The sequence below is a fragment of the Ottowia beijingensis genome, assembly GCF_013423955.1.
In the GTDB taxonomy this organism is placed as follows: Bacteria; Pseudomonadota; Gammaproteobacteria; order Burkholderiales; family Burkholderiaceae_C; genus Ottowia; species Ottowia beijingensis.
Genome location: NZ_JACCKX010000001.1, coordinates 968,395 through 991,216 on the forward strand (window position 1 = coordinate 968,395; position 22,822 = coordinate 991,216).

Sequence of the window (22,822 nt, forward strand, 5' to 3'; positions counted from 1 at the left end):
AGGCTGAAAGCGCCATTTGACGGGCGCCAACAGCTATTGATTTGATTGCAAGTCAGAATGCGCCGGCAGCACCACCTGCGCCAGCAGCCCCGGCTCGGCGTTGCGCAGCAGCAGCCGCCCGCCATGCGCCTGCGCCACCATGCGCGCCAGGTACAGCCCCAGCCCCACGCCGCCGGTGCCGCGCTGGCGCGCGCCGTCGGGGCGGTAGAACGGCTCGGCCAGCTGCGCCAGCTGCTCGGGCGGCACGCCGGGGCCGTGGTCGCGCAGCTCGATCAGCACGCCCTCGGCGCTGCGGCGCAGGTGCAGCTCGGGCGGCGGCGCACCGGCCGGTGTGTGGCGCAGCGCGTTGTCGAGCAGGTTGCGCAGCAGCAGGCGCAGGCGGCCGGCATCCAGCGACAGCGGCGCGGCCAGCGCGGCATCGGCCTGCAGGCGCACGCTGGCAGCCAGCGGGTTGGCCACGGCCAGTTCGTCGATCAGCGCGCGCGCCAGCGCCGGCAGGTCGGTCGGCGTGCGCTGCAGCGCGGCGTGCGGGCTGGCCAGGCGCTCGCTTTCCAGCAGATCGGCGATCAGCTCGCGCATCTGCCCCAGGTCGCGCAGCAGGGCATCGCGCGTGGGCTGGGTGGCAGCGTCCTCGGGCAGCAGCTCGGCGTTCAGGCGCGCGCGCGTGAGGGGCTGCGCAGCTCGTGGCTCATGGCCAGCAGCAGCGTGCGCTTGGCGTCCAGCATCTGGCGGATGTCGCCGGCCATGTGGTTCACGGTCTGGGCCAGTTCGCTCAGTTCGTCGGGGTGCCGTGCGTGCTGCACCGGAATCGGCGGCTCGAACTGCCCGGCACCGAAGCGGCGCGGGCCCTCGCCAATGGCGCGGATGGGTCGCAGCATGCGGTGCACCAGCGCGTAGGCCGCCGCCGTCAGCGCCAGCAGCAGGGCCAGCGTAATCCAGACGAAGCGTTGCGCGCCCTGCGCCGGCCGCGCGCTCAACGACAGCTCGATGCGGTGGCCGTCGGCGGTCTGGCGAAGCACCGCGGCGCGGTCGGGCCGATCCTCGCGCGCCCACGGCGGGCCGCGCTGCGGCCGCGCGCCCGAGGCCCAGTTCACCTGCGGCCCGCTGATGTGCACCACCACCGGCAGGTGCGCCGCGATGGCCTGCGCGCGCTCGACGCTCGGTGGCGAGCCGATCTCGGCCACCAGCCGGTCGGCATAGTCGCCGATCAACGGATCGACCGCGCCCCGCCAGCCGCTGGAAAACGCCTTCCCGATGCCGCCCAGGAACACGGCGCTCATGGCCACCGCCAGCAGCAGAAACAGCAGCACCAGCCGCACGCGCAGGAATGGCGAGCGCGGCGCCACCAGGATGGCCGCACGGCCTCGCTCATGGCAACTCACGCGGCAGGGCCAGCGTGTAGCCGGCATTGCGCAGCGTCTTGATGGCGTCCAGCGGCTCCAGCTTCTTGCGCAGGCGGCTGACCACGATGTCCACGGCGCGCGTGTACAGCTCGGCCTCGTGCCCGCGCAGCGCGGCCAGGATGTCGTCGCGGCTGAACACCTTGCCCGGCGCGCGCGCCAGCAGGTGCAGCAGATCGAACTCGGTGCTGGTCAGCTCGACCGGCTCGCCGCCGCGCTGCACGCTGCGCGTGACCGGGTCAAGCGTCAGGCCATCGAAGCGCAGCGGCGCGTCGGGCGTTGGTGCGGCCACGCGCCGGCGCAGGATGGTCTGCACGCGCGCCACCAGCTCGCGCGGCTCGAACGGCTTGGGCAGGTAGTCGTCGGCGCCCAGTTCCAGCCCCACCACGCGGTCCATCACCTCGCCGCGCGCGGTGAGCATCAGGATCGGCAGGTCGCTGTCCTTGCGGATGGTGCGGCACAGCGCGAAGCCGTCCATCTCGGGCAGCATGACGTCGAGGATGGCGGCGTCGAAGCCGCCGGCCCGCAACCGCGCCAGCCCGTCGCTGGGCGTCAGCGCCTGCGCCAGCCGCAGGCCGAAGCGCTCGAAATACTGCGCCAGCGGCGGGCCCAGGTGTTCGTCGTCGTCGATCAGCAGGACGTTGACCATGCCGATCATTGTGGCGCGTGCGCCAGGCGCCCATGGCGCGCCACCAGGCTGCGCAGGTGCGCCTGCGACGCGCCATCCAGGTGATCGAACAGATCCGCGGCAGCGAGGAGATCACCGCTCAGGTGCGCACGCTGCTGCGCATCGGCCTGGGCGATCAGGCGCAAGGCATGGGCGCGATCGAAGCGCACGCACCAGAGCAGCGAGAGCAACTCATCGTGCGGCTCGGCCTGACGTGCCAACAGGGCCGACCCGCGGGCACGGGCCAGGTCCACCAGGGTCCGCCGGGCCGCCAATGCGTTCGCGTCTGCGCGCATGGTGCTGGCGCCCTTGGACGCCTCAACCACCACGCCGCCAGCCGCGGCGCTTCTGCATGAAGTCACGCACCTGCTGCTGCTGCGCGGGGTTCAGGCTGTCGTAGAAGTCGCCCATGGCCGCGATCACCTCGGGGCTGCCGGTGCGCACGGCGTCGGTCTTCTGCTGCACCAGGGCCTGCGCCTTGGCGCGGTCGAAGGTGGCGCCGGCCACCAGCGACTGCACCTCGGCGCGCGGGTCAGTGCTGCCGCGCACAGCAAGGCGCTGGGCGTGCAGCTTGTCGGACAGCACGGTGAGCTTGGCCTTCTGCTCGGCGTTTAGGTCCAGCTTGCCCGCCACGCGTTCGACCATGCGGCCGCGCCATTCGGCCGATTGCTCGGGCGTGGCGTCGGCGCGCCAGCCGCCGTGGTGCATGCGGTGGCCGCAGGCGGTGAGGCTGCCCAGCACGATGCCGGCGCTGGCCAGGGCGAAGAGACTGCGTTTGATCCAGGTTTTCATGACGGTGCCTTTCAATGAGGCGTGTTGAACATGACCGTCATGGTGCCGCGCGGGCGGCGCCGCGTCTTCTCGGCGCGGTATCGCTGTGTTTCGTTATTTTTCAGCGAAGTCTTCGGTGTCGACTTCACGCCGCGCCTGCTCGGCATAGCGATGGCCGCTGACGGTGGCGGGGTTGATGAGGGCGTCAAGCTCGGCCAGCACGTCTGCAGAAAGGCGCACGTCGGCCGCGCCCAGGTTCTCATGCAGGTGCTCGACCGTGCGCGTGCCAGGGATGGGCAGGATGTCGTCGCCCTGTTGCAGCAGCCAGGCCAGCGCCAGTTGCGCCGGGGTGCAACCGGCATCGGCGGCCAGGCGGCGGTAGTCGGCCAGCAGCGGCAGGTTGCGCGCGAAATGCTCGGGCGCAAAGCGCGGCATGGGGCGGCGGATGTCCTTCTCGGGCAGCGCCTGGACAGCGGCCACATCGGGCAGCGCGCCCGCCAGAAAGCCACGGCCGACCGGGCTGAAGGCGACGAAGCTCACGCCCAGGTCGCGGCAGGCTTGCAGCACGGCAATCTCGGGGTTGCGCGTCCACAGCGAATACTCGGTCTGCAACGCGGCGATGGGGTGCACGGCGTGCGCGCGGCGCAGCGTGTCGGCCGAGACTTCCGACAGGCCGATGGCGCGGATCTTGCCCGCGCGCACCAGCTCGGCCAGCGCGCCCACGCTGTCCTCGATGGGCACGGCCTTGTCCCAGCGGTGCAGGTAGTACAGGTCGATGACGTCGGTCTTCAGCCGCCGCAGCGAGCCTTCGCAGGTGGCGCGGATGGTCTCGGGCCGGCCGTCGATGACGCGGCCGGGCTTGACCGTGCCGTCGCCCGTCTCGTGCGTGAGGCCGCACTTGCTGGCCAGCGTGAAGCGGCTGCGGTGCGGCGCCAGCACCTGGCCGACGATGGACTCGCTGGCGCCGAAGCCGTACAGCGCGGCGGTGTCGAAGTGCGTCACGCCGGCATCGAGCGCGGCCAGCAGCAGCGCCTCGGCCTGCTCGGGCGGCGGCGCCACGCCGTAGGCGTGGCAGATGTTCATGCAGCCCAGGCCGATGGGGCTGACGGTGAAGGGGCCGAGGGCGCGTGGGGGCATGGCTGGGGCTTGTGGGAGTGCGTTCGCGGCTTCCGCCGCTCCTACAATGGGAGCTGCTTGCGCCTGTCAATCAATGATTTCATGCATAAAACAATCTGAAATCCTTATGTATCAGGCGCAGGCAGCTATTAATCAAGAAGCGTTCAGCTGTTGCTCCAGATCGTGCAGGACCTGGTAGCAGGGCAGCACCTGCGCCACGCTGGCGTTGGGCTCGCGGCCTTCGCGGATGGCGGCGAAGAACTCGCGGTCCTGCAGCTCGATGCCGTTCATGCTGACATCGACCTTCGACACATCGATCTTCTCCTCCTTGCCGGTGAACAAATCGTCGTAGCGCGCGATGTAGGTCGCCGTGTCGCCGATGTAGCGGAAGAAGGTGCCCAGCGGGCCGTCGTTGTTGAAGCTCAGGGACAGCGTGCAGATGGCGCCGTTGGCCGCCTTGAGCTGGATGCTCATGTCCATGGCGATGCCCAGATCGGGGTGGATCGGGCCCTGGATGGCGTTGGCCTGCACGATGGGGCTGCCGGCCTGGTAGGCGAACAGGTCCACCGTGTGGGCGGCGTGGTGCCACAGCAGGTGGTCCGTCCAGCTGCGCGGCTGGCCGGCGGCGTTGATGTTGCTGCGGCGGAAGAAGTAGGTCTGCACATCCATCTGCTGGATGTTGAATTCGCCGGCCTTGATCTTCTTGTGCACGTACTGGTGGCTGGGGTTGAAGCGGCGCGTGTGGCCGCACATGGCCACCAGGCCGGTCTTCTTCTGCACTTCGGCCACGCGCTGGCCATCGGCCAGGTTGTCGCACAGCGGAATCTCGACCTGCACGTGCTTGCCGGCCTGCAGGCACTGGATGGACTGCTCGGCGTGCATCTGCGTGGGCGTGCACAGGATGACGGCATCGACCTCGGGCAGCGCCAGGCTTTCGGCCAGGTCGGTCGCCACGTGCGGGATGCCGTACTTGTCGGCCACTTCCTGCGTCGGCTCCTGCGGCGGCCGATGAGGGACACGACCTCGACGCCGTCGATGTTCTTAATGCCGTCCAGGTGCTTGATGCCGAAGGCGCCGGCACCGGCCAGCGCGACTTTGATGGGTTGGGTCATGGTGATTCCTGTGTGTGTAGAAACGCTGCCGAAACAGCCGGACGCAGAGGACGCGGAGGTTCCGCAGAGGACGCAGAAGATACCGAAGGCTCAGAACACAGTTTGAATTTTCTGCGTCCTCTGCGTATGGACGGCGTTAAAAGCCTCAGACTTGGTTCTCCAGAATAAGGTGCCCCACGGCCGTGTTCGACGCCGGCACATGGAAGAAGCGGTGCGCCACCTTCGGCGCCTGGCCGCTGCCGGCCACGTCGCTCATCGCGCCGCGGGCGATCAGCCACATCACCAGCTCGATGCCTTCGCTGCCCGCCTCGCGCACGTAGTCGATGTGCGGCATGGTGGACAGATCGGCCGGGTCGGCGATCAGGCGGTCGAGGAAGCGGTTGTCCCATTCGGCGTTGATCAGGCCGGCGCGCGGGCCCTGCAGCTGGTGGCTCATGCCGCCCGTGCCCCAGATCTGCACCTTCAGCGGCTCGTCGTAGCTCTCGATGGCGCGGCGGATGGCCTGGCCCAGCGCAAAGCAGCGCTTGCCCGACGGCACGGGGTACTGCACCACGTTGACGTGGAACGGGATCACCTTGCAGGGCCATTCAGCCGGGCTGCCGAACATCAGGTTCATCGGCACCGTCAGGCCGTGATCCACCTTCAGGTCGTTGACGATGGTGAGGTCGAAGTCCTGCTGGATCACCGACTGCGCGATGTGCGAGGCCAGCTTGGGATGGCCCTTGACCACCGGCACGGGGCGCGGGCCGTAGCCTTCGTCGGCCGGCTCGAACTCGGCCGCGGTGCCGATGGCAAAGGTCGGGATCACGCCCAGGTCGAAGTTGGTGGCATGGTCGTTGTAGACGAGGAAGATCACGTCGGGCGTGTTCTCCTTCATCCACTGCTTGCTGAACTCGAAGCCCTTGAACATGGGTACCCAGTACGGCTCCTCGGTCTTGCCGTGGTCGATGGCGGCGCCGATGGCCGGCACGTGCGAGCTGTAGACCGACGCGGTGATACGGGCGTTGCCGTTTGCTCCTGTTCTAGGAGCTTCCTGCGCCTGCTGCACGGCGTCTGCGAGCTCTTTCTGTGCTTTTTCTTCCCACGCCTGCCAGGCATCGGAGCGGGCCATGGGGCCCTGCGCATTGCCACCCTCGCCCACCACGCGGTTGCCCTCGGGCGTGCGGCCGCCGGCTACCATCATGTCGCGGTACTGCTGCTCGGTCATGCCGGTCATGCTGCCGGCCATCTGCTGAAAGCTCAGGCCATCGGTGGCGCCCAGCTTGCTCAAGAAATAGATGTTGCCGCCGGTGCGCATCATCCAGTTCAGGTCGCGCGCACGCACGGCCGCACGCTGCTCGTCGGTCATGGGCCATTCGGCCAGGTAGGCATCCTCGTCAGCCTTGAAGCGTTTGCGGTTTTCGTCCTTCATAAGGCTCATGCAGAACTGGTTGAGCCAGTAGCCCTTGCGGCTCTGGTCGGCATCGAAGATGGTCGTGCCGGGGACGTCGAGATAGGGTTTGTCGAGTGCCATGGTGTGTCTCCTCGTTTACTTCACTTCTTCAGGCCAATACAGGCGCATGGGATTGTCGACCAGCAGCTTGCGCTGCAGTTCGGCCGTGGGCGCGATGTGGGGATGAAATCGACCAGCAGCCCATCGTCGGGCATGTGGTCCTTCAGGTTGGGGTGCGGCCAGTCGGTGCCCCACAGCACGCGGTCGGGGAAGGTTTCGACGATGCGGCGCGCGAAGGGCACGACGTCGCGGTAGGCGGCCTGCTCGCCATCCAACGCCTTGGGGCCGCTGACCGACAGGCGCTCGGGGCAGCTCACCTTGCTCCACACGTTGGGGTGCTCGCGCATGAACCTCACGAACAGCTCGAACTCGGGGCCATCCACCGGCTGGGTCACGTCGGGGCGGCCCATGTGGTCGACCACCACCGTGGTCGGCAGGCTGGTGAAGAAGTCCCAGAGCTCGGGCAGATCGACCGCCTCGAAGTAGATGACCACGTGCCAGCCCAGTTTGGCGATGCGGCCGGCGATTTCCATCAGTTCGTCGCGCGGGGTGAAGTCGACCAGGCGCTTGACGAAGTTGAAGCGCACGCCGCGCACGCCGGCATCGTGCAGGCGCTGCAGCTCTTCGTCGCTGATGTCGCGCCGCACGGTGGCCACGCCGCGCGCCTTGCCGTTGCTGGCGATGCAGGCATCGACCATGGCGCGGTTGTCGGCGCCGTGGCAGGTGGCCTGCACGATGACGTTGCGCGCGAAGCCCAGGTGGTCGCGCAGCGCGAACAGCTGCGCCTTGCTGGCATCACAGGGCGTGTACTTGCGCTCGGGCGCGTAGGGAAATTCGGCGCCGGGGCCGAACACGTGGCAGTGCGCGTCGACGCTGCCAGGCGGCAGCGCAAAGCGCGGCTTGCTCGGGCCTTCGTACCAGTCGAGCCAGCCCTTGGTTTTCTCGAAATCGCCGGTGGTGGGTTTGGTCATGGTGGGCTTGAAATCCTGAATACCGGACGCAGAGGATTCGCAGAGAACGCAAGAAAGAAAACCTTTTATTTTGGTTGTTTCTTTTGCGTCCTCTGCGCAATCTCTGCGTCCTCTGCGTCCGGCTGTTTGGCTGTTTGGCTGTTCTAGCGTCAGTCGATGTAGCGCAGCCCCGCCTTGGCCAGCGGCTCGCGCATCTTGTACATGTCGACGCCGAGCACGCCGCTGGCGAGCTGCTCGCGCTTGGCGCCTTCGTTGGCTTCGCGTGCGGCGGCGGCTTCCAGCGTCTTGGCCGCCATGGCGCGCGGCACGCAGACCACGCCGTCGTCGTCCGCCACGATCACGTCACCCGGGTTGACCACCATGCCGGCGCACACCACGGGGATGTTGACGCTGCCCAGCGTGGCCTTGATCGTGCCCTTGGACGAGATCGCCTTGCTCCAGACCGGGAAGCTCATTTCCTTCAGCGTCTTCACGTCGCGCACGCCGGCGTCGATGACCAGCGCCCGCGCGCCACGCGCCTGGAAACTGGTAGCCAGCAGGTCGCCGAAGTAGCCGTCGGTGCACTCTGCGGTGATGGCGGCGACCACGATGTCGCCCGGCTGAATCTGCTCGGCCACCACGTGCATCATCCAGTTGTCGCCGGGGTGCAGCAGCACGGTGACGGCCGTGCCGCTGACCTGCGCGCCGGGGTAGATGGGCCGCATGTAGGGCTTGAGCAAGCCGACGCGGCCCATGGCCTCGTGCACGGTGGCGCTGCCGTATTGGGCCAGCGCGTCGGCCGTGGCCGCATCGGTGCGAGTGATATGGCGGTAGACGACGCCGAGTTCGTACATGGCTTATTTCCCCTTCTTCTTGAGTGCTGCGTCGAGCCGCGGAAACACGCGCCGCGCGTTGCCTTCGTAGACCTTGTAGCGCTGCTCATCCGTCAGATTGTCGGTGGCCTGCACGTAGCGCTTGGTGTCGTCGTAGTAGTGGCCGGTCTCGGGGTCGATGCCGCGCACGGCGCCGATCATCTCGCTGGCGAACAGGATGTTGTCGACGGGGATCACCTTGGTCAGCAGGTCGATGCCCGGCTGGTGGTACACGCAGGTGTCGAAGAAGATGTTGTTCAGCAGATGGTCCTGCAGCAGCGGCTTCTTCATCTCCTGCGCCAGGCCGCGAAAGCGCCCCCAGTGGTAGGGCACCGCGCCGCCGCCGTGCGGGATGATGAACTTCAGGCTGGGGAAATCCTTGAACAGATCACCCTGCAGGCACTGCATGAAGGCCGTGGTGTCGGCGTTCAGGTAATGCGCGCCGGTGGTGTGGAAGCACGCATTGCACGAGGTGCTGACGTGCACCATGGCCGGGATGTCGTACTCGACCATCTTCTCGTAGATGGGGTACCAGTGGCGGTCGGTCAGCGGCGGGCTGGTCCAGTGGCCGCCGGAGGGGTCCGGGTTCAGGTTGATGCCGACGAAGCCGTAGTCCTTGACGCACTTTTCCAGTTCGGGGATGCAGGTGGCCGGATCGACACCCGGCGACTGCGGCAGCATGGCGGCGCCGATGAAGTGGTCGGGGAACAGCTGGCTGACGCGGTAGCACAGCTCGTTGCAGATCGCCGCCCAGGTGCTGCTCACGGCGAAGTCGCCGATGTGGTGCGCCATGAAGCTGGCGCGCGGGCTGAAGATGGTCAGATCGCTGCCGCGCTCCTTCATCAGCTTGAGCTGGTTGGTCTCGATCGACTCGCGCAGTTCGTCGTCGGAAATCTTCAGATCGCTGACCTTGGGCTTGGCTGCGGGGTCGGCGATGCCGGCAATCTGCTGGTTGCGCCAGTGCTCCAGCGCCTTGGGGGCGGTGGTGTAGTGGCCGTGGCAGTCGATGATGAGCGGATTGGCTTGGCTCATGGGCTCCTCGGATGCTTCTGGTGGGGGATGAGCCATTGTGCGATGCCGACCTTCCCAGCGCTACCGGTAGGCGGCACTATCAGATATGCCAATAGGGCATCGCTGATTTAAAGTTATGCTCAAATTTAAATATCGCCATGGACCTGCGCCAACTTGAATACTTCGTGCGCGTGGCCGAACTGGGCGGCTTCACCCGCGCCGCGATTGCGCTGGGCGTGGCCCAGCCGGCCCTGAGCCGCCAGGTGCGCCTGCTGGAGGTGGAACTGCGCCAGACCCTGCTGGCGCGCAACGGCCGCGGCGCCGTCCCCACCGAGGCCGGCCAGGTGCTGCTGGAGCATGCGCGCGGCATCCTGCACCAGGTAGACCGTGCGCGTGAGGAACTGGCCCGCCTGCGCGGCGGCCTGGCGGGGCGCGTCACGCTGGGGCTGCCGCCGTCCGTGGCACGTGCGCTGGCCGTGCCGCTGCTGCAGGGCTTTCGTCAGCAACTGCCGGATGCGCGCCTGTCGATCACCGAGGCGCTGTCAACCGGCATGCAGGAGCAGGTGGCCAGCGGCCGCCTCGACATCGCCGTGCTCTACAACGCGCAGCCCGTGCCGGGCCTCGAAATCGCCCCGCTGGCCAGCGACGCGCTGCTGCTGGTGCGCCGCGCCGAAGAAGCGGGGCACGCCGCCCCAGACGCGGAGATGACGCTGCCCGAAGTCGCCCGCCTGCCGCTGGTCATCCCCACCCGGCCCAACGCCATCCGCATGCACATCGAAGCGGAAATGGCGCGGGCGGGTTGCCGCCCCGAGGTGGCGCTGGAGATCGACGGCGTGGCCGCCATCCTGGACCTGGTGCAGGATGGCGCCGGCTGCGCCATCCTGTCGCGCCACGCCCTGGCCGGCGCCGCGCAAGCTGCCGCCTTCCAGGCCTGCCCCATCGTCACCGCCACCGGGGCACGGCTGCGCATCCCGCTCTACACCGCCGTCAGCAGCCTGCGCCCCACCACCGGCACGCAGCAGGCCGTGCTGGCTTTGGTGCGCGCCCTGGCCCATGAACGCCTGGACGCGCCATGTTGATATTGTTTTTATAGCTACTCGCGCTTTCCTGGTGGGCGCAAAAGCCATTTTTCATTCATTTTTCCTGCCAGAAACCGCACCCGACACAGGGCATCGCCTTCAGCCTACGTCCAGAGCACCGGCCGTGCCGCAGAATGCAGGCAAGGGATTGAACTTTGCCCTTAGCACTCAATCGAAGAGAGTGCTAGAATACCTGAGCAACATGAAAGGACATTCGACGATGACCCATTCGGCAACCACTTCAGCAAACGCCGTGGCGCTGGCCAACCCGTGGGCTGTTGTACCGCCGCTGGGCAATCTGGACGCCTACATCACGGCCGTCAACCGCCTGCCCATGCTGACGCAGGAGGAAGAGCAGCGCTTTGCGCGCGAGTTGCGCGACAGCGGCGACATCGAGGCGGCCGGCAAGCTGGTGCTATCGCACCTGCGGCTGGTGGTCAGCACTTCGCGCCAGTACCTGGGCTACGGCCTGCCGCACGCCGACCTGATCCAGGAAGGCAACGTGGGCCTGATGAAAGCCGTCAAGCGCTTCGACCCCGACCAGGGCGTGCGCCTGGTGAGCTACGCGCTGCACTGGATCAAGGCCGAGATCCACGAATACATCCTGAAGAACTGGCGCCTGGTCAAGGTGGCCACCACCAAGGCGCAGCGCAAGCTGTTCTTCAACCTGCGCTCGATGAAGCAGGGCTTCAAGGTCGAGGACGCGGCCGATGACATCACGCACCGCGACGCGCTGACCGACGCGCAGATCGACGTGGTGGCGCGCGAACTGAACGTGAAGCCGGAAGAAGTGCGCGAGATGGAAACGCGCCTGTCCGGCGGCGACATCCTGCTGGATCCGGCGCCCTCGGACGACGGCGAGCAAGCCTTCGGCCCCATCGCCTACCTGTCGGACGCCGGCCACGAGCCGACGGCGATGATCGAATCGGCCCAGCGCGACGTGCTGGCCACCGAGGGCATTGCCACGGCGCTGAAGAGCCTGGACGAGCGCAGCCGCCGCATCGTGACCGAGCGCTGGCTGAACGTGAACGACGACGGCTCGGGCGGCATGACGCTGCACGAGCTGGCCGCCGAGTACGGCGTGAGCGCCGAGCGCATCCGCCAGATCGAGGTGGCGGCCATGAAGAAGATGCGCACGGCGCTGGCCGAATACGCCTGACGCCCCACGCGGCGGGCAAGCGCAGAAAAACTTCACGGAACCCGGGCTTGCCCGGGTTTTTCTTGCCCGTTTGTAAGCCAGGCATGTAACGAACTGGCTTAAAAGTTCGGCGTGCCTGCCGTCGTTGCCTTGCTTCACTGGTTTCTTCGCCTGCCGGGCCGTGCGCGCCATGGCCTGGCGCTGGTGTTGCTGGCGCTGGGCAGCGCCGCGCTAGCCGGCCCGCCACCGGCGGTGATCGAGCTCGATGCCCGGGTGCGGCCGGTGGTGCCGCTGCCAGGGCATGCGCAGTTCTGGATCGACAGCGGCGGCCAGCTCGACATCGACGCCGTGGCGCGCCAGGGTGACGCGCTGGACTGGCGCCCCGTGCTGGACGAGGCGCGCTACCCGCTGGACGGGCAGGTGCTGTGGTTCCGCTTTCGCGCGCACCAGCAGTCGGCGCCCCAGCGCTGGTTCATCGAGCTGATGGATTCCGGCATCGACCGCGCCGTGCTGTACCAGCGCAGCGGCGACGGCGCCTGGCACCGGCAGGAAGCCGGCGACGCCGTGCCCGTGCCGCACTGGCCGGTGCCGGGGCGCCTGCCCACCTTTTCGCTCACCACCAAGACCGAGACGCCGGTGGATTACTGGTTGCGCGTCGAGCACGCGCGCGTGGCCTACTCGGCGCCCATCCGCCTCATCAGCGGCACGCCGCTGGCCGTGTCGCGCGATCAGGAGCAGTTCCTGCTCGGGGCTACTTCGGCCTGCTGGCCATGGTGCTGATGATGGCGCTGGCGCTGTCCATCGCCTGGCGCGACCGTCTGATGATCGGCTACGCGGCCTACGTGGCCTCGGTCGGCATCACCCAGCTGGCCCAGCTGGGCACCGGCGCGCAGTACGTGTGGCCGTACTGGGACTGGTGGAACCGCCTGTCCACCTTCGTCGCGCCATCGCTGTCGGCAGTCGTCGGCCTGCTGTTCATCCGCATGCTGACCGAGCCGGCGCGCAGCTCGGTCTGGCTGGACCGCGCGGTGCTGGCCGTGGCCGCGCTCACCACCACGCTGGTGCTGGTCGACATCGCCGTGCCGCTGGGCGCCACCTACCGGCTGATCGGCGACGTGTTGCTGCTGCTGCTGGCACTGGTCGCCGTGTGCATGGCGCTGGCGTGGCGGCGCAGCCCCGACCGGCACCTGCGCCTGGCCATCCTCGGTTTCATGCCCATGCTGCTGCTGGCGCTGTTTCCGCTGGCGCGCACGCTGGGGCTCATCGCCACCAGCGGGCTGACGCGCTACGGCCTGGCCATCGGCGCGGCGCTGGAGATGCCGATCCTGCTATACGCCATCGCCACCGGCGTGGCCAGCCGGCGCGAAGCGCGCGTGCGCGCCGCGGCCTCGGCCACCACCGACGCGCTCACCGGCCTGGCCAACCTGCGGGTGCTGACGCCGCGCCTGGACGGCGCCCTGGCGCGCGCCGACAAGCAGGGCAGCAGCTTTGCCGTGCTGGTGGTGCACGTGGCCAACTGGAAGGACATTGCCGCCGCGCACGGCCTGCAGGCCGCCGAGCGCGCGCTGGTACTCACGGCCTCGCGCCTGCGCCGCATCGCCGGCGAGGTGGACCTGGCCGCGCGCGTGAGCGAGGCCGACTTCGCCGTGCTGCTGGAAGCACCCACCACGCGGCACGACGCCATCGCGCGAGCGCTCCGCATCGTCGACGAGGGCGCGCGCGACTCCGCGCTGCTGGCCAAGGGCGACGCGCTCGACCTGCGCGTGAGCGTGGCCATGCTGCCGAGAAAGCCGCTCAACGGCGCTGCCGTGCTGCGCTGGATGCTGGGCGCCGCGCGCGCCGGCCGCATGGGGCCGGCCGAAGACCGGGTGCGCGTGCTGGGCTGAGGCGCGCCCGGCGCCGGCTAACATCGCGTTTTTCAGCGGCCGCCACCGCGGGCCGCGCCCTCGCCCATTCACGACACCACCATGCCCATTGCCCCGCTCTCCCGCCGCGCGCTGATCGCCGGCGCCGCCCTGCTCGCTGCCATCGGCGCCGCCACGCCGGCCTTCGCACAGGCCGCGGCCTGGCCTGCCAAGCCGCTGCGCATCATCGTCGGCTTTCCGGCCGGCTCGTCGCCCGACCTGACGGCGCGCGCGCTGGCCGACCCGCTGGAGAAGGCGCTGGGCCAGCCCGTCATCGTCGACAACCGCGCCGGTGCCGGCGGCAACATCGGCGCCGACGCGGTGGCCAAGGCCACCGACGGCCACACCATCGGCCTGATGATCAACGGCAACATGACCATCGCCCGGCTGCTGAACCCCGCCGTGCGCTACGACCCGCTGAAGGACCTGGCGCCGGTCAGCCTGGTCGGCGTGGCGCCGCTGGTGCTCACCGCCCCGGCCAGCGCCGCGGGCGGTGATGCGCGGGCCTTCTTCGACGCCGCGCGCGCCGCCGGCGACAAGTGGAGCTACGGCTCGCCCGGCGTGGGCACGGTGGGCCACATCGGCATGGAGCTGCTGAAAAGCCGCGCTGGCATCGCGCCGGTGCACGTGCCCTACCCCGGCTACCCGCAGGTGTTCAACGCCATGGTGGGGGCGACCTGCAGCTGTCGATGCTGCCACCGGCGCTGGCCAACACGCAGATCAAGGCCGGCAAGCTGCGCGGCATCGGCGTCACCTCCAGCGGGCGCAGCACGCTGGTGCCCGACCTGCCCAGCCTGGCCGAAGCCGGCGTGAAGGATTTCAACCTGGAGATCTGGAACGCCGTGGCCGCGCCGGCCAGCATGCCGAAGGCGCATGTCGAGAAGCTGGCCGCGGCCGTCAGCGCCATCGTGCGTGCGCCCGAGATGCGCCAGCGCCTGTTCCAACAGGGTTGGCAGGCCGTGGGCTCGTCGCCCGAGGGGCTGGCCAACCGCATCCGCAGCGACGCGCAGGTGCTGGGCGGCATCATCCGCACGCAGGGCATCAAGGCGGAATGAGGCGCTTCAATAAAGTGAGCTGCTTGCGCCTGCTACGTCTTGATTTCAGATGATTTTATATCTGAAACCCTTGTATACCAAGCGCAAGCAGCTATCTTTATTGATCAGGCCCCACCCAGCAGCAGCTTGATGTCTTCGGCCACCAGCTTCGGATCGCTGCCGTAGCGGCTGTACAGGCGCAGCCGGCCCTGCGGATCGTAGATGTAGCTCTGCGCGCTGTGGTCCATGCTGTAGCTGGTGGGGTCTTGCCGTCGACCTTCTTGAAGTAGATCTTGTAGTCCTTGGCCAGCGCGGCCAGCGCCTCGGGCGATGCGGCGTACAGGCCCAGGAAGCCGGGGTCGAAGCTGCCCATGTAGGCCTTCAGCACCTCGGGCGTGTCGCGCTCGGGGTCAATGCTGACGAACAGCACCTGCAGCTTGTCGCCATCCGGCCCCAGCAGTTGCTTGACCTGCGCCATCTCGGTCATGGTGGTGGGGCACACGTCGGGGCATTGCGTGAAGCCGAAGAACATCACCACCGCCTTGCCCTTGAAATCCTGCAGGGTGCGCGGGCGGCCGTTGAAGTCGGTGAGCGCGAAGTCCTTGGCGTAATCGGCACCGGTGATGTCGATGCCGCGAAACTGCGGCTTGCCGGGCTGGCAGGCAGTCAAAACGGCCGCAGCGCCTGCCAGCAGGGCGCCAGCAGCTATTTGTTTAATAGCAATTCGACGTGGATTCATAGCAGGTAGTGGTCCAGCAGCAGCGCCGCGAACAGCAGCGACAGGTGGATCAGCGAGAAGCGGAAGGTCTTGCGCGCCTGCGCGTCGGAGTAGCTGCGCCACAGCTTGAAGGCGTGCCAGATGAAGCCCGCGTTGAGCACCAGCGCCGCCGCCAGGTAGATCCAGCCGCTGAGGCGGTAGATGAAGGGCAGCAGGCAGGCCGCCAGCAGGATGAAGGTGTAGAGCAGAATCTGCAGGCGCGTGAACTCGTTGCCGTGCGTCACAGGCAGCATGGGCAGGCCGCTCTTGCGGTAGTCCTCCACGCGGTACAGCGCCAGCGCCCAGAAGTGCGGCGGCGTCCACAGGAAGATGATCAGCACCAGGATCAGCGCCTCGGGCGCGACGTGGTTGGTCATCGCCGTCCAGCCCAGCAGCGGCGGCATGGCGCCGCTGGCGCCGCCGATGACGATGTTCTGCGGCGTCAGCGGCTTCAGGATCACGGTGTAGATGACCGCATAGCCGACGAAGGTGGCGAATGTCAGCCACATCGTGAGCGGATTGACCCACACGTACAGGATGGCCGAGCCGAGGGCGCACAGCAGGGCCGAGAAGGCCAGCGCCTGCGTGTCGCTGAGCTGCCCGCGCGCCGTGGGGCGCCAGGCGGTGCGGCGCATCTTGGCGTCGATGGTTTTCTCGATCAGGCAGTTGAACGCCGCTGCCGCGCCGGCCACCAGCCAGATGCCGGCGCAGGCGATCAGCATGCGCCGCAGCGCCGCGCCGCTGGGCAGGCCCGGCACCGCCAGCACCATGCCGATGAGCGCGCAGAACACGATGAGCTGCACCACGCGCGGCTTGGTCAGCACGTAGTACTGGCGCCAGACCGGCATGGCCGACAGGGTGACGGTGGGCGTGGCGGGCTGGGCGCTCATGCGGCCACCTCGCGCGCCGCCCGCGTCTCGGCCGTCACGGGCACCGCGGCGCGGCGGCTGGCGCACAGCGCCCAGGCCAGCACCGTCATCAGCGCCGCGGCGCCGCCGGTGTGCAGCACGGCGGCCAGCAGCGGCCAGTCGAGGATCACGTTCGACAGGCCTGTGACCAGTTGCAGCGCCGCCAGGCCGACGATCCAGCGGCGCTGCCGCGCCAGCCGGCCGCGCTGGTGCAGGCGCCAGGCCAGCAAGCCCAGCACCACGAACACGGCGTAGGCGAACAGCCGGTGCGTGTAGTGGATGGCCGTGAGCGCATGGAACGCCAGCGGCGAACCGTCGGCCGAGGTGCCCAGCGGCCGCCACAGCTCGAAGCCCTGCGCGAAATCCATCTCGGGCCACCAGCTGCCCTGGCACATCGGGAAGGTGTTGCACACCAGCACGGCGTAGTTGGTGCTCACCCAGCCGCCCAGGGCGATCTGCAGGCCCACCATGAGCGCCGCCGCCCACAGCAGCGCGCGCAGGCCGCTGCCCACGGGCTCGACCGGCGCGCCGGCGGCCTGCCGGTAGCGCTCGGCCTGCACCGCCAGCAGCACCAGCAGGCCCACGCCGCCCAGCAGGTGCAGGGTGACGATGGCGGGAAACAGCTTCATGGTGACGGTGAGCGCGCCGAACGCGCCCTGCGCGCACACCCACGCCAGCGTGAACAGCGGCCAGCCCGGGTGCACCGGTGCCGCGCTTTCGCCCACCGCCGCGCGCGCGCGCGCCACTGCAGCCAGGTGGCCAGCGCCAGCACGATGATCAGCACGCCCACGCCGGTGGCCAGGTAGCGGTGGATCATCTCCACCCAGGCCTTGCCGTGGGTGACGGGGCCGGTGGGCATGGCCTCTTGCGCGGCGGCAATGTGCTCGCGGGCGCCCACCGGGCTGGCCTTGCCGTAGCAGCCGGGCCAGTCGGGGCAGCCCAGGCCCGAATCGGTAAGCCGCGTGAAGGCGCCGAACAGCACCAGATCGAAGGTGAGGAACAGCGTGAGCAGCGTCAGCGCCTGCAGGCGCCGGGCCGGGCTGGCGCTCTGGTGCCGCAGCCACAGCCAGGCCAGCGGCCCCAGCGCGACCACCAGCCCCATGCCCATCAGGCGCAGGGCCGGGCTCAGGTCGTACAGGGGCGTGGTGTCCATGGCTCAGCAACCGCTCTCGCACAGGCGGTCATCGCGGCCAAGGCCGCTGCCACCAGCGCAGCGTCGAATCGAATGGCCCGCGGAGGGCGACCCAGGGTGGCGCATCAGCATCACCTCCCAGCCTCGTCCCAGCTGGCCGAGGCGCGCATCAGGCGCAGCAGATCGGTCTTGGCCTTGGACGCCGTCGCCTTGTCCAGATGCGGCGGAAAACGCATCATCCAGTGGCCCATCGGGTCGACCACGTACAGGTGGTCGGGCAGCTGCGCACCCGCGGCGGGCTGCAGCCATTGCGCCAGCGCATCGGCCGGCACGCGCACCACGGTGGCCTGGCCCAGCGCCGGGCGCAGGGTGTCGGGGATGCGGGCGTCGTCGCTGACCAGCCAGACCCAGTCCAGGCGGTCCTTGTCGCGCCCCAGGCTTTCGCGCAGCTGGCGCTGCAGGTACAGGTTGCTCTGGCAGGCCTCGTCGCAGGCGCCGCCGGCCACGCTGAGCAGCAGCCACTGGCCCTTGAGCGAGGTCAGGTCGAACGGACGACCGCTCAGATCGGTGGCGGCAGCGGCGGGAATGGGGCGCTGCGGATCGATCAGCTCGCCATAGTTGCGCCGTCCCTCGGGCCGCACGACGTAGTAGCTGAAGTACGAGGCGATCACCGGCGCCGCGCACACCAGCGCCAGCAGCAGCATCTGCCAGCGCCCGGCGCGTGTGCGGCGTGCATCCTGCGCCACGGCATCGCCCAGTGACGGCATGGTGTGCACGGTCAGGCCGAGCGGCTGGTCGCCGTGCTTGGCGTCAGGAGCGGCGGGAGCGGTAGAAAGGTCTGACAACTTGAAACCACAAAAAAGCAGCGCGATCAATGCACACAGACCGAACCACTGAAAGGCATAGCCGTAGTGCTTGTCGACCCCGGTGGTGGGCTCGGGCCAGTCGCGGCGCAGGCCCTCGGACGGCGCGCCGGTCTGCAGCACCATCAGGTTCGCCAGCGGCAGGCCGGTTTCAGCGCGGAAGGCGTCCAGGTCGAGATTCTGCCGGATCGGCCCGCCCTGCTCTTCGCCCAGCGCATACAACCTGGGTGGGTGCGCGGCCATGCGGCCACTGATCTGCACCTCGCCGGCCGGCGTCTGCACCGGCGGCAGGGCCGTGCGCTCGGCGATGTGGCGCGGCGCCCAGCCACGCTGCACCAGCACCACGGCCTGGGTGCCCGCCAGCCGCAGCGGCGTGAACACGTAGAAGCCGGTGGCCCGCAGCATCGGCCGGTTGTCGAGAAAGATGGTGTGGTCGGCCAGCCATTCGCCGCGCAGCGTGACGCTGCGGTGCAGCAGCTCGGCGGCGGCGGCCTCGTCGAGCGGGCGGGCCAGCGTGGCGCCGTCGAGCGCGGGCAGCTGCTCGCGTTGCTGGACGGCGGCGAACAGCGCCTGCTTCTCGGCGGCGCGCGACAGCTGCCAGCGGCCGAGCGAGAACGTCGTGGCCACGCCGACCACGGTGGCCAACAGCACCACCATGGCGCGCCAACCCGTGTGCCAGCTTTTCACGGAATAATGCGCCCCATGACAAAAGTGCTCGTCGGCGTGGCGTTCCTCGGCATTCTGGGCAGCCTGGCCTCTGCGCTGTTCTTCATGATGAAACCCCGCCAGCCGGGCGACGCCGACGACCCGGCGCGCGCGGGCCGCATGATGCGTGCGCTGGCGCTGCGTGTCGGGCTGTCCGTGGTGCTGTTCATCTGTGTGCTGATCGCGTGGAAGCTGGGCTACATCCAGCCGACCGGGATTTCCTCGGGCCCCTGAGCCTGCGGGAGGGGAACCAGCAAAAAGAGCGCCAGGGGCGCTCTTTTTGTTTGATCGGGTGTGTCGCCTTACATCCAGTACACCAGGATATACAGGCCCAGCCACACCACGTCCACGAAGTGCCAGTACCACGCAGCCCCTTCGAAGCCGAAGTGGCGCTGCGGCGTGAAGTGGCCCTTCATCAGGCGCAGCGTGATGAAGAACAGCATCAGCATCCCGACCAGCACGTGGAAGCCGTGAAAGCCCGTCAGCATGAAGAAGGTGGAGCCGTACACGCCCGAGCTGAGCTTGAGGTTCAGGTCGCGGTAGGCGTGCATGTACTCGTAGCCCTGCACGAACAGGAAGATCAGGCCCAGCAGCACCGTCATCCACATGAAGGCGATGCAGCGGGCGCGGTTGTTGGCCAGCAGGGCGTGGTGGGCGATGGTCAGCGTCACGCCCGAGGTCAGCAGCAGCGCGGTGTTGATGGTGGGCAGCCAGAACGGCCCCATGGTCTGGAACGGCTCGACGATGCCGGCGGGCGACGCGGTGGCGCCGGCGGCCACGCTGGGCCACACGGCCTTGAAGTCGGGCCACAGCAGGGCGTTGTCGAGGCTGCCCAGCGCCGGCACCGAGTGCGCGCGCGCCCACCACAGCGCGGTGAAGAAGGCGCCGAAGAACATCACCTCGGAGAAGATGAACCAGCTCATGCTCCAGCGGTACGACAAGTCGATCTTGCGACCGTACAGGCCGCCTTCGCTTTCGCGGATCGCATCGCCAAACCACTGGTAGAGCACAAACAGCCACCAGACCAGCCCCAGGAAGAAGGCGTACGGCGCCCACACCGCGCCGTTCATCCACATGCCGGCACCGACGATCAGGAAGAACAGCCCGATGGCCGCCATCACCGGATGACGCGACTCCGCCGGAACAAAGTAATACGGCGTGTGGCCGTGGGTCGTGCTGGACATGTTCACTTCACTCCTGTACTCTCAATTTTGTAGCTTTTCGCGCTTATCTGGATTGGCCTCAAGGCCATTTTCATTCAAAATTCTCAAACCGCCGGCGTGGCACCGGAAACCACCCAGTTGACGATGCCCAGCAACAGCAGCACCAGCAACAGCACGCCCACGATGCCCGCCAGGACGATGTGGAACGGGTTCACCTGCGCCAGGTCCTGCTGGTATTCGCTGCGCTTGCGGATGCCCAGGAAGCCCCAGGCCACGATGCGCATCGAACGCCAGAACGAACTCCTGGGCGGCTGCGTCGGCACGGCGGGGCGCTGATCGGTCATGCGCCGGCTCCAGCTGGTGTCGCGGCCGCACGGGTCTCGGGGGCCGCAGGCGTCTGCCCGCCGACCTCGAAGAAGGTGTAGGACAGCGTGATGGTCGTCACATCCTTGGAGATGCGCGGATCGATCACGAACGCCACCGGCCACTCCTTCTTCTCGCCCGGCTCCAGCGTGTACTGGTTGAAGCAGAAGCACTCCAGCTTGTTGAAGTGCGCCGTGGCCTGGCGCGGTGCATAGCTGGGAATGGCCTGCGCGGCCATGCGCCGGTTCTGCACGTTCTGGAATTCGTACATCACGGTGGCCAGTTCGCCCGGATGCACCTGGATCGACCGCTGCGCTGGCTTGAAGTGCCAGGGCCCGCGCACGTTGGCATCGAACTCGACGGTGATGGTGCGGCTTTCGTCGACCTGGCTGTTGAGCAGCACCTGCGCCGCCTTGCCGGCCTTGCCGCCGCCGGGCACCTGGCGCTCGGACAACGACAGGATGTTGATGCCGGTGGCCTCGCAGATGGCGCGGTAAAGCGGAATCATGGCGTAGCCGAAGGCGAACATGCCCAGCGCCACCACGCTGAGCTTGCCCACCATCCTGAGGTTTTCAGTGCGCAACCGCATCGCCTGCCCCTCAGCCGCCCAGCACCAGCATGCGGACGATGAAGCCGATGAAGAACACCAGCGCCACCGACCCCAGGATCAGCCCCAGACGGACGTTGCGCTTGCGTTGTTCCGAAGTGGTCATCGTCTTGGCACCATGAACCACATCAGCCGATCACGCGGGTCGCCGTGGCGTCCAGCTTGGGCGGGTTCTCGTAGGTATGGAAGGGCGCCGGCGACGGCACTTCCCATTCCAGGCCCTCGGCGCCTTCCCACGGGCGCTGGGGCGCCGGCTGGCCCTGGCCGCGCATGGCGGGCAGCACCACGAACAGGAAGAAATACACCTGCGCGAAGCCGAAGAAGAACGAGCCGATCGACGCGATCATGTTGAAGTCGGCGAACTGCATGGGGTAGTCGGCGTAACGGCGCGGCATGCCCGCCAGGCCCAGGAAGTGCATCGGGAAGAAGGTCACGTTGAACGCGATCATCGACCACCAGAAGTGGATCTTGCCGCGCGCTTCGTTGTACATCACGCCGGTCCACTTGGGCGCCCAGTAGTAGAAACCGGAGAACAGCGCGAACAGCGAGCCGGCCACCAGCACGTAGTGGAAGTGGGCGACGATGTAGTAGGTGTCCTGGATCTGGGTGTCGATCGGGGCCACGGCAGGGATCACGCCGGTGAAGCCGCCGATGGCGAACACGAAGATGAAGCCAACGGCGAACAGCATCGGGGTCTCGAAGGTCATCGAGCCGCGCCACATGGTGGCGATCCAGTTGAAGATCTTCACGGCCGTCGGCACGGCGATCAGCATGGTGGCGTACATGAAGAACAGCTGGCCCGTCACCGGCATGCCGGTGGTGAACATGTGGTGCGCCCAGACGATGAACGACAGGATGGCGATGGCCGCCACCGCATACACCATGGAGGCGTAGCCGAACAGCTTCTTGCGCGCGAACGCCGGCACCACTTGGCTGATGATGCCGAAGGCCGGCAGGATCATGATGTAGACCTCGGGGTGGCCGAAGAACCAGAAGATGTGCTGGTACATGATCGGGTCGCCACCGCCGGCGGGGTTGAAGAAGCTGGTGCCGAAGTGGCGGTCGGTCAGCGTCATGGTGATGGCGCCGGCCAGCACGGGCATGACGGCGATCAGCAGATAGGCCGTGATCAGCCAGGTCCAGCAGAACATGGGCATCTTCATCAGCGTCATGCCGGGGGCGCGCATGTTCAGGATGGTGACGATGATGTTGATGGCGCCCATGATGGAGCTGGCGCCCATGATGTGCATGGCGAAGATGCTGGTGTCCATCGACAGGCCCATCTGCAGCGTCAGCGGGGCGTACAGCGTCCAGCCCGCGGCCGGCGCGCCACCGGGCATGAAGAACGAGCCCACCAGCATGATGCCGGCCGGGATCAGCAGCCAGAAGCTGAAGTTGTTCATGCGCGCGAAGGCCATGTCGCTGGCGCCGATCTGCAGCGGAATCATCCAGTTGGCGAAGCCCACGAAGGCCGGCATGATGGCGCCGAACACCATGATCAGCCCGTGCATGGTGGTGAGCTGGTTGAACAGCTCGGGGTTGACCAGCTGCAGGCCGGGCTGGAACAGCTCGGCCCGGATCAGCAGGGCCAGCACGCCGCCGATCATCAACATGGTGAACGAGAACAGCAGGTACAGCGTGCCGATGTCCTTGTGGTTGGTGGCGAACACCCAGCGGCGCCAGCCGGTCGGCGCGTGGTGATGGTGGTCGTCGTGCGCGTGGTCGGCGTGACCGGTGTGGGGGTGGGAAGAACGGCGCTCATGGAGGACTCTCCGGAT

Annotated in this window: 21 protein-coding genes and 7 pseudogenes; 6 read left to right on the forward strand and 22 right to left on the reverse strand. The window is 68.0% G+C overall.

Translation table 11 applies throughout. The features are described from left to right. Positions 1 to 33: 33 nt before the first annotated feature. From H0I39_RS21650 to H0I39_RS04910, 12 genes and pseudogenes are all read right to left on the reverse strand, one after another. Complete coding sequence (locus H0I39_RS21650; RefSeq protein WP_257645627.1) at positions 34 to 579, reverse strand: sensor histidine kinase; 546 nt, start codon at positions 577 to 579, stop codon at positions 34 to 36. Positions 580 to 650: 71 nt separating this feature from the next. After that, positions 651 to 1,382: a HAMP domain-containing protein gene (locus H0I39_RS23145; protein ID WP_308645772.1), complete on the reverse strand. Its 732-nt coding sequence runs from the start codon at positions 1,380 to 1,382 to the stop codon at positions 651 to 653. Next, positions 1,369 to 2,049, reverse strand: coding sequence for a response regulator transcription factor (locus tag H0I39_RS04870; protein ID WP_180549757.1), 681 nt, complete (start codon positions 2,047 to 2,049; stop codon positions 1,369 to 1,371). The genes H0I39_RS23145 and H0I39_RS04870 overlap by 14 nt, the downstream gene beginning before the upstream one ends. A gap of 5 nt (positions 2,050 to 2,054) precedes the next feature. Continuing rightward, a complete protein-coding gene (locus H0I39_RS04875) occupies positions 2,055 to 2,363 on the reverse strand; it encodes a hypothetical protein (RefSeq protein WP_257645628.1) in 309 nt (102 codons plus the stop codon). 22 nt (positions 2,364 to 2,385) lie between these two features. Further along, positions 2,386 to 2,859 (reverse strand): Spy/CpxP family protein refolding chaperone, encoded by a 474-nt coding sequence (locus tag H0I39_RS04880; protein ID WP_180549758.1) that lies wholly within the window; start codon positions 2,857 to 2,859, stop codon positions 2,386 to 2,388. 93 nt (positions 2,860 to 2,952) lie between these two features. Then, on the reverse strand, positions 2,953 to 3,975 hold the full coding sequence (locus H0I39_RS04885; RefSeq protein WP_180549759.1) for an aldo/keto reductase: 1,023 nt from the start codon (positions 3,973 to 3,975) through the stop codon (positions 2,953 to 2,955). A 132-nt stretch (positions 3,976 to 4,107) separates the two neighbouring features. After that, positions 4,108 to 5,066, reverse strand: a pseudogene (locus tag H0I39_RS04890) (Gfo/Idh/MocA family oxidoreductase). 145 nt (positions 5,067 to 5,211) lie between these two features. Beyond that, a complete protein-coding gene (locus H0I39_RS21660; RefSeq protein WP_308645909.1) occupies positions 5,212 to 6,114 on the reverse strand; it encodes a class III extradiol dioxygenase subunit beta in 903 nt (300 codons plus the stop codon). 96 nt (positions 6,115 to 6,210) lie between these two features. After that, positions 6,211 to 6,579, reverse strand: a pseudogene (gene ligA / locus H0I39_RS21665) (protocatechuate 4,5-dioxygenase subunit alpha); the annotation flags it as partial. A gap of 15 nt (positions 6,580 to 6,594) precedes the next feature. Then, positions 6,595 to 7,529, reverse strand: a pseudogene (locus tag H0I39_RS04900) (amidohydrolase family protein). Between the two features lie 149 nt (positions 7,530 to 7,678). Continuing rightward, positions 7,679 to 8,362: a 4-carboxy-4-hydroxy-2-oxoadipate aldolase/oxaloacetate decarboxylase gene (gene ligK / locus H0I39_RS04905; protein WP_180549761.1), complete on the reverse strand. Its 684-nt coding sequence runs from the start codon at positions 8,360 to 8,362 to the stop codon at positions 7,679 to 7,681. Between the two features lie 3 nt (positions 8,363 to 8,365). Beyond that, a complete protein-coding gene (locus H0I39_RS04910; RefSeq protein ID WP_180549762.1) occupies positions 8,366 to 9,412 on the reverse strand; it encodes an amidohydrolase family protein in 1,047 nt (348 codons plus the stop codon). 137 nt (positions 9,413 to 9,549) lie between these two features. Between H0I39_RS04910 and H0I39_RS04915 the strand changes: the two genes are divergently transcribed. From H0I39_RS04915 to H0I39_RS04935, 5 genes and pseudogenes are all read left to right on the forward strand, one after another. Further along, complete coding sequence (locus H0I39_RS04915) at positions 9,550 to 10,470, forward strand: LysR substrate-binding domain-containing protein (RefSeq protein WP_180549763.1); 921 nt, start codon at positions 9,550 to 9,552, stop codon at positions 10,468 to 10,470. A gap of 220 nt (positions 10,471 to 10,690) precedes the next feature. Further along, positions 10,691 to 11,629 (forward strand): RNA polymerase sigma factor RpoH, encoded by a 939-nt coding sequence (gene rpoH / locus H0I39_RS04920; protein ID WP_180549764.1) that lies wholly within the window; start codon positions 10,691 to 10,693, stop codon positions 11,627 to 11,629. 111 nt (positions 11,630 to 11,740) lie between these two features. Next, the gene (locus H0I39_RS04925; protein WP_180549765.1) at positions 11,741 to 12,388 is read left to right on the forward strand and encodes a 7TMR-DISMED2 domain-containing protein; all 648 of its coding nucleotides are present in this window, start codon (positions 11,741 to 11,743) and stop codon (positions 12,386 to 12,388) included. After that, positions 12,379 to 13,494, forward strand: a complete 1,116-nt coding sequence (locus H0I39_RS04930; RefSeq protein WP_180549766.1) for a 7TM diverse intracellular signaling domain-containing protein — start codon at positions 12,379 to 12,381, stop codon at positions 13,492 to 13,494. The genes H0I39_RS04925 and H0I39_RS04930 overlap by 10 nt, the downstream gene beginning before the upstream one ends. Positions 13,495 to 13,575: 81 nt before the next feature. After that, positions 13,576 to 14,567, forward strand: a pseudogene (locus H0I39_RS04935) (Bug family tripartite tricarboxylate transporter substrate binding protein). 104 nt (positions 14,568 to 14,671) lie between these two features. On the opposite strand, the pseudogene H0I39_RS04940 reads toward H0I39_RS04935, so the two are convergent. The 5 genes and pseudogenes from H0I39_RS04940 to H0I39_RS04960 form a co-directional block, all read right to left on the reverse strand. Next, a pseudogene (locus H0I39_RS04940) lies at positions 14,672 to 15,285 on the reverse strand (SCO family protein). Continuing rightward, positions 15,282 to 16,193, reverse strand: a complete 912-nt coding sequence (gene cyoE, locus H0I39_RS04945) for a heme o synthase (RefSeq protein ID WP_180549767.1) — start codon at positions 16,191 to 16,193, stop codon at positions 15,282 to 15,284. The pseudogene H0I39_RS04940 and the gene cyoE overlap by 4 nt, the downstream one beginning before the upstream one ends. Beyond that, a pseudogene (locus H0I39_RS04950) lies at positions 16,190 to 17,364 on the reverse strand (COX15/CtaA family protein). Before H0I39_RS04950 ends, cyoE begins: the two are co-directional and overlap by 4 nt. A gap of 110 nt (positions 17,365 to 17,474) precedes the next feature. Further along, positions 17,475 to 18,110, reverse strand: coding sequence for a redox-active disulfide-containing membrane protein (locus tag H0I39_RS04955; RefSeq protein WP_257645997.1), 636 nt, complete (start codon positions 18,108 to 18,110; stop codon positions 17,475 to 17,477). Between the two features lie 168 nt (positions 18,111 to 18,278). Beyond that, a pseudogene (locus H0I39_RS04960) lies at positions 18,279 to 18,863 on the reverse strand (SURF1 family protein); the annotation flags it as partial. 45 nt (positions 18,864 to 18,908) lie between these two features. On the opposite strand from H0I39_RS04960, the gene H0I39_RS04965 reads away from it, so the two are divergent. Then, on the forward strand, positions 18,909 to 19,145 hold the full coding sequence (locus H0I39_RS04965; RefSeq protein ID WP_257645629.1) for a twin transmembrane helix small protein: 237 nt from the start codon (positions 18,909 to 18,911) through the stop codon (positions 19,143 to 19,145). A gap of 68 nt (positions 19,146 to 19,213) precedes the next feature. On the opposite strand, the gene H0I39_RS04970 is transcribed toward H0I39_RS04965, so the two are convergent. The 5 genes from H0I39_RS04970 to ctaD all read right to left on the reverse strand — a co-directional run bounded on the left by H0I39_RS04970 (position 19,214) and on the right by ctaD (position 22,822). Continuing rightward, the gene (locus H0I39_RS04970) at positions 19,214 to 20,095 is read right to left on the reverse strand and encodes a cytochrome c oxidase subunit 3 (RefSeq protein WP_180549770.1); all 882 of its coding nucleotides are present in this window, start codon (positions 20,093 to 20,095) and stop codon (positions 19,214 to 19,216) included. Positions 20,096 to 20,178: 83 nt separating this feature from the next. Continuing rightward, positions 20,179 to 20,418, reverse strand: a complete 240-nt coding sequence (locus tag H0I39_RS04975) for a DUF2970 domain-containing protein (protein ID WP_180549771.1) — start codon at positions 20,416 to 20,418, stop codon at positions 20,179 to 20,181. Then, the gene (locus H0I39_RS04980) at positions 20,415 to 21,026 is read right to left on the reverse strand and encodes a cytochrome c oxidase assembly protein (protein ID WP_180549772.1); all 612 of its coding nucleotides are present in this window, start codon (positions 21,024 to 21,026) and stop codon (positions 20,415 to 20,417) included. Before H0I39_RS04980 ends, H0I39_RS04975 begins: the two co-directional genes overlap by 4 nt. A 10-nt stretch (positions 21,027 to 21,036) precedes the next feature. Next, positions 21,037 to 21,150: a cytochrome oxidase small assembly protein gene (locus H0I39_RS21670; RefSeq protein ID WP_257645630.1), complete on the reverse strand. Its 114-nt coding sequence runs from the start codon at positions 21,148 to 21,150 to the stop codon at positions 21,037 to 21,039. A 22-nt stretch (positions 21,151 to 21,172) separates the two neighbouring features. Further along, entirely contained in the window at positions 21,173 to 22,822 is a 1,650-nt protein-coding gene (ctaD, locus tag H0I39_RS04985; RefSeq protein WP_180551687.1) for a cytochrome c oxidase subunit I, read from the reverse strand.

Coding starts and splice junctions, on each gene's coding strand:
- H0I39_RS21650 (WP_257645627.1), bottom strand. CDS start 579: ATGCGCGAGCTGATCGCCGATCTGCTGGAAAGCGAGCGCCTGGCCAGC.
- H0I39_RS04910 (WP_180549762.1), bottom strand. CDS start 9,412: ATGAGCCAAGCCAATCCGCTCATCATCGACTGCCACGGCCACTACACC.
- H0I39_RS04870 (WP_180549757.1), bottom strand. CDS start 2,049: ATGGTCAACGTCCTGCTGATCGACGACGACGAACACCTGGGCCCGCCG.
- H0I39_RS04930 (WP_180549766.1), top strand. CDS start 12,379: ATGGTGCTGATGATGGCGCTGGCGCTGTCCATCGCCTGGCGCGACCGT.
- ligK (WP_180549761.1), bottom strand. CDS start 8,362: ATGTACGAACTCGGCGTCGTCTACCGCCATATCACTCGCACCGATGCG.
- H0I39_RS04875 (WP_257645628.1), bottom strand. CDS start 2,363: ATGCGCGCAGACGCGAACGCATTGGCGGCCCGGCGGACCCTGGTGGAC.
- H0I39_RS04965 (WP_257645629.1), top strand. CDS start 18,909: ATGACAAAAGTGCTCGTCGGCGTGGCGTTCCTCGGCATTCTGGGCAGC.
- H0I39_RS21670 (WP_257645630.1), bottom strand. CDS start 21,150: ATGACCACTTCGGAACAACGCAAGCGCAACGTCCGTCTGGGGCTGATC.
- H0I39_RS04980 (WP_180549772.1), bottom strand. CDS start 21,026: ATGCGGTTGCGCACTGAAAACCTCAGGATGGTGGGCAAGCTCAGCGTG.
- H0I39_RS04885 (WP_180549759.1), bottom strand. CDS start 3,975: ATGCCCCCACGCGCCCTCGGCCCCTTCACCGTCAGCCCCATCGGCCTG.
- cyoE (WP_180549767.1), bottom strand. CDS start 16,193: ATGAGCGCCCAGCCCGCCACGCCCACCGTCACCCTGTCGGCCATGCCG.
- H0I39_RS04970 (WP_180549770.1), bottom strand. CDS start 20,095: ATGTCCAGCACGACCCACGGCCACACGCCGTATTACTTTGTTCCGGCG.
- H0I39_RS04880 (WP_180549758.1), bottom strand. CDS start 2,859: ATGAAAACCTGGATCAAACGCAGTCTCTTCGCCCTGGCCAGCGCCGGC.
- rpoH (WP_180549764.1), top strand. CDS start 10,691: ATGACCCATTCGGCAACCACTTCAGCAAACGCCGTGGCGCTGGCCAAC.
- H0I39_RS04955 (WP_257645997.1), bottom strand. CDS start 18,110: ATGCCGTCACTGGGCGATGCCGTGGCGCAGGATGCACGCCGCACACGC.
- H0I39_RS04975 (WP_180549771.1), bottom strand. CDS start 20,418: ATGACCGATCAGCGCCCCGCCGTGCCGACGCAGCCGCCCAGGAGTTCG.
- H0I39_RS04915 (WP_180549763.1), top strand. CDS start 9,550: ATGGACCTGCGCCAACTTGAATACTTCGTGCGCGTGGCCGAACTGGGC.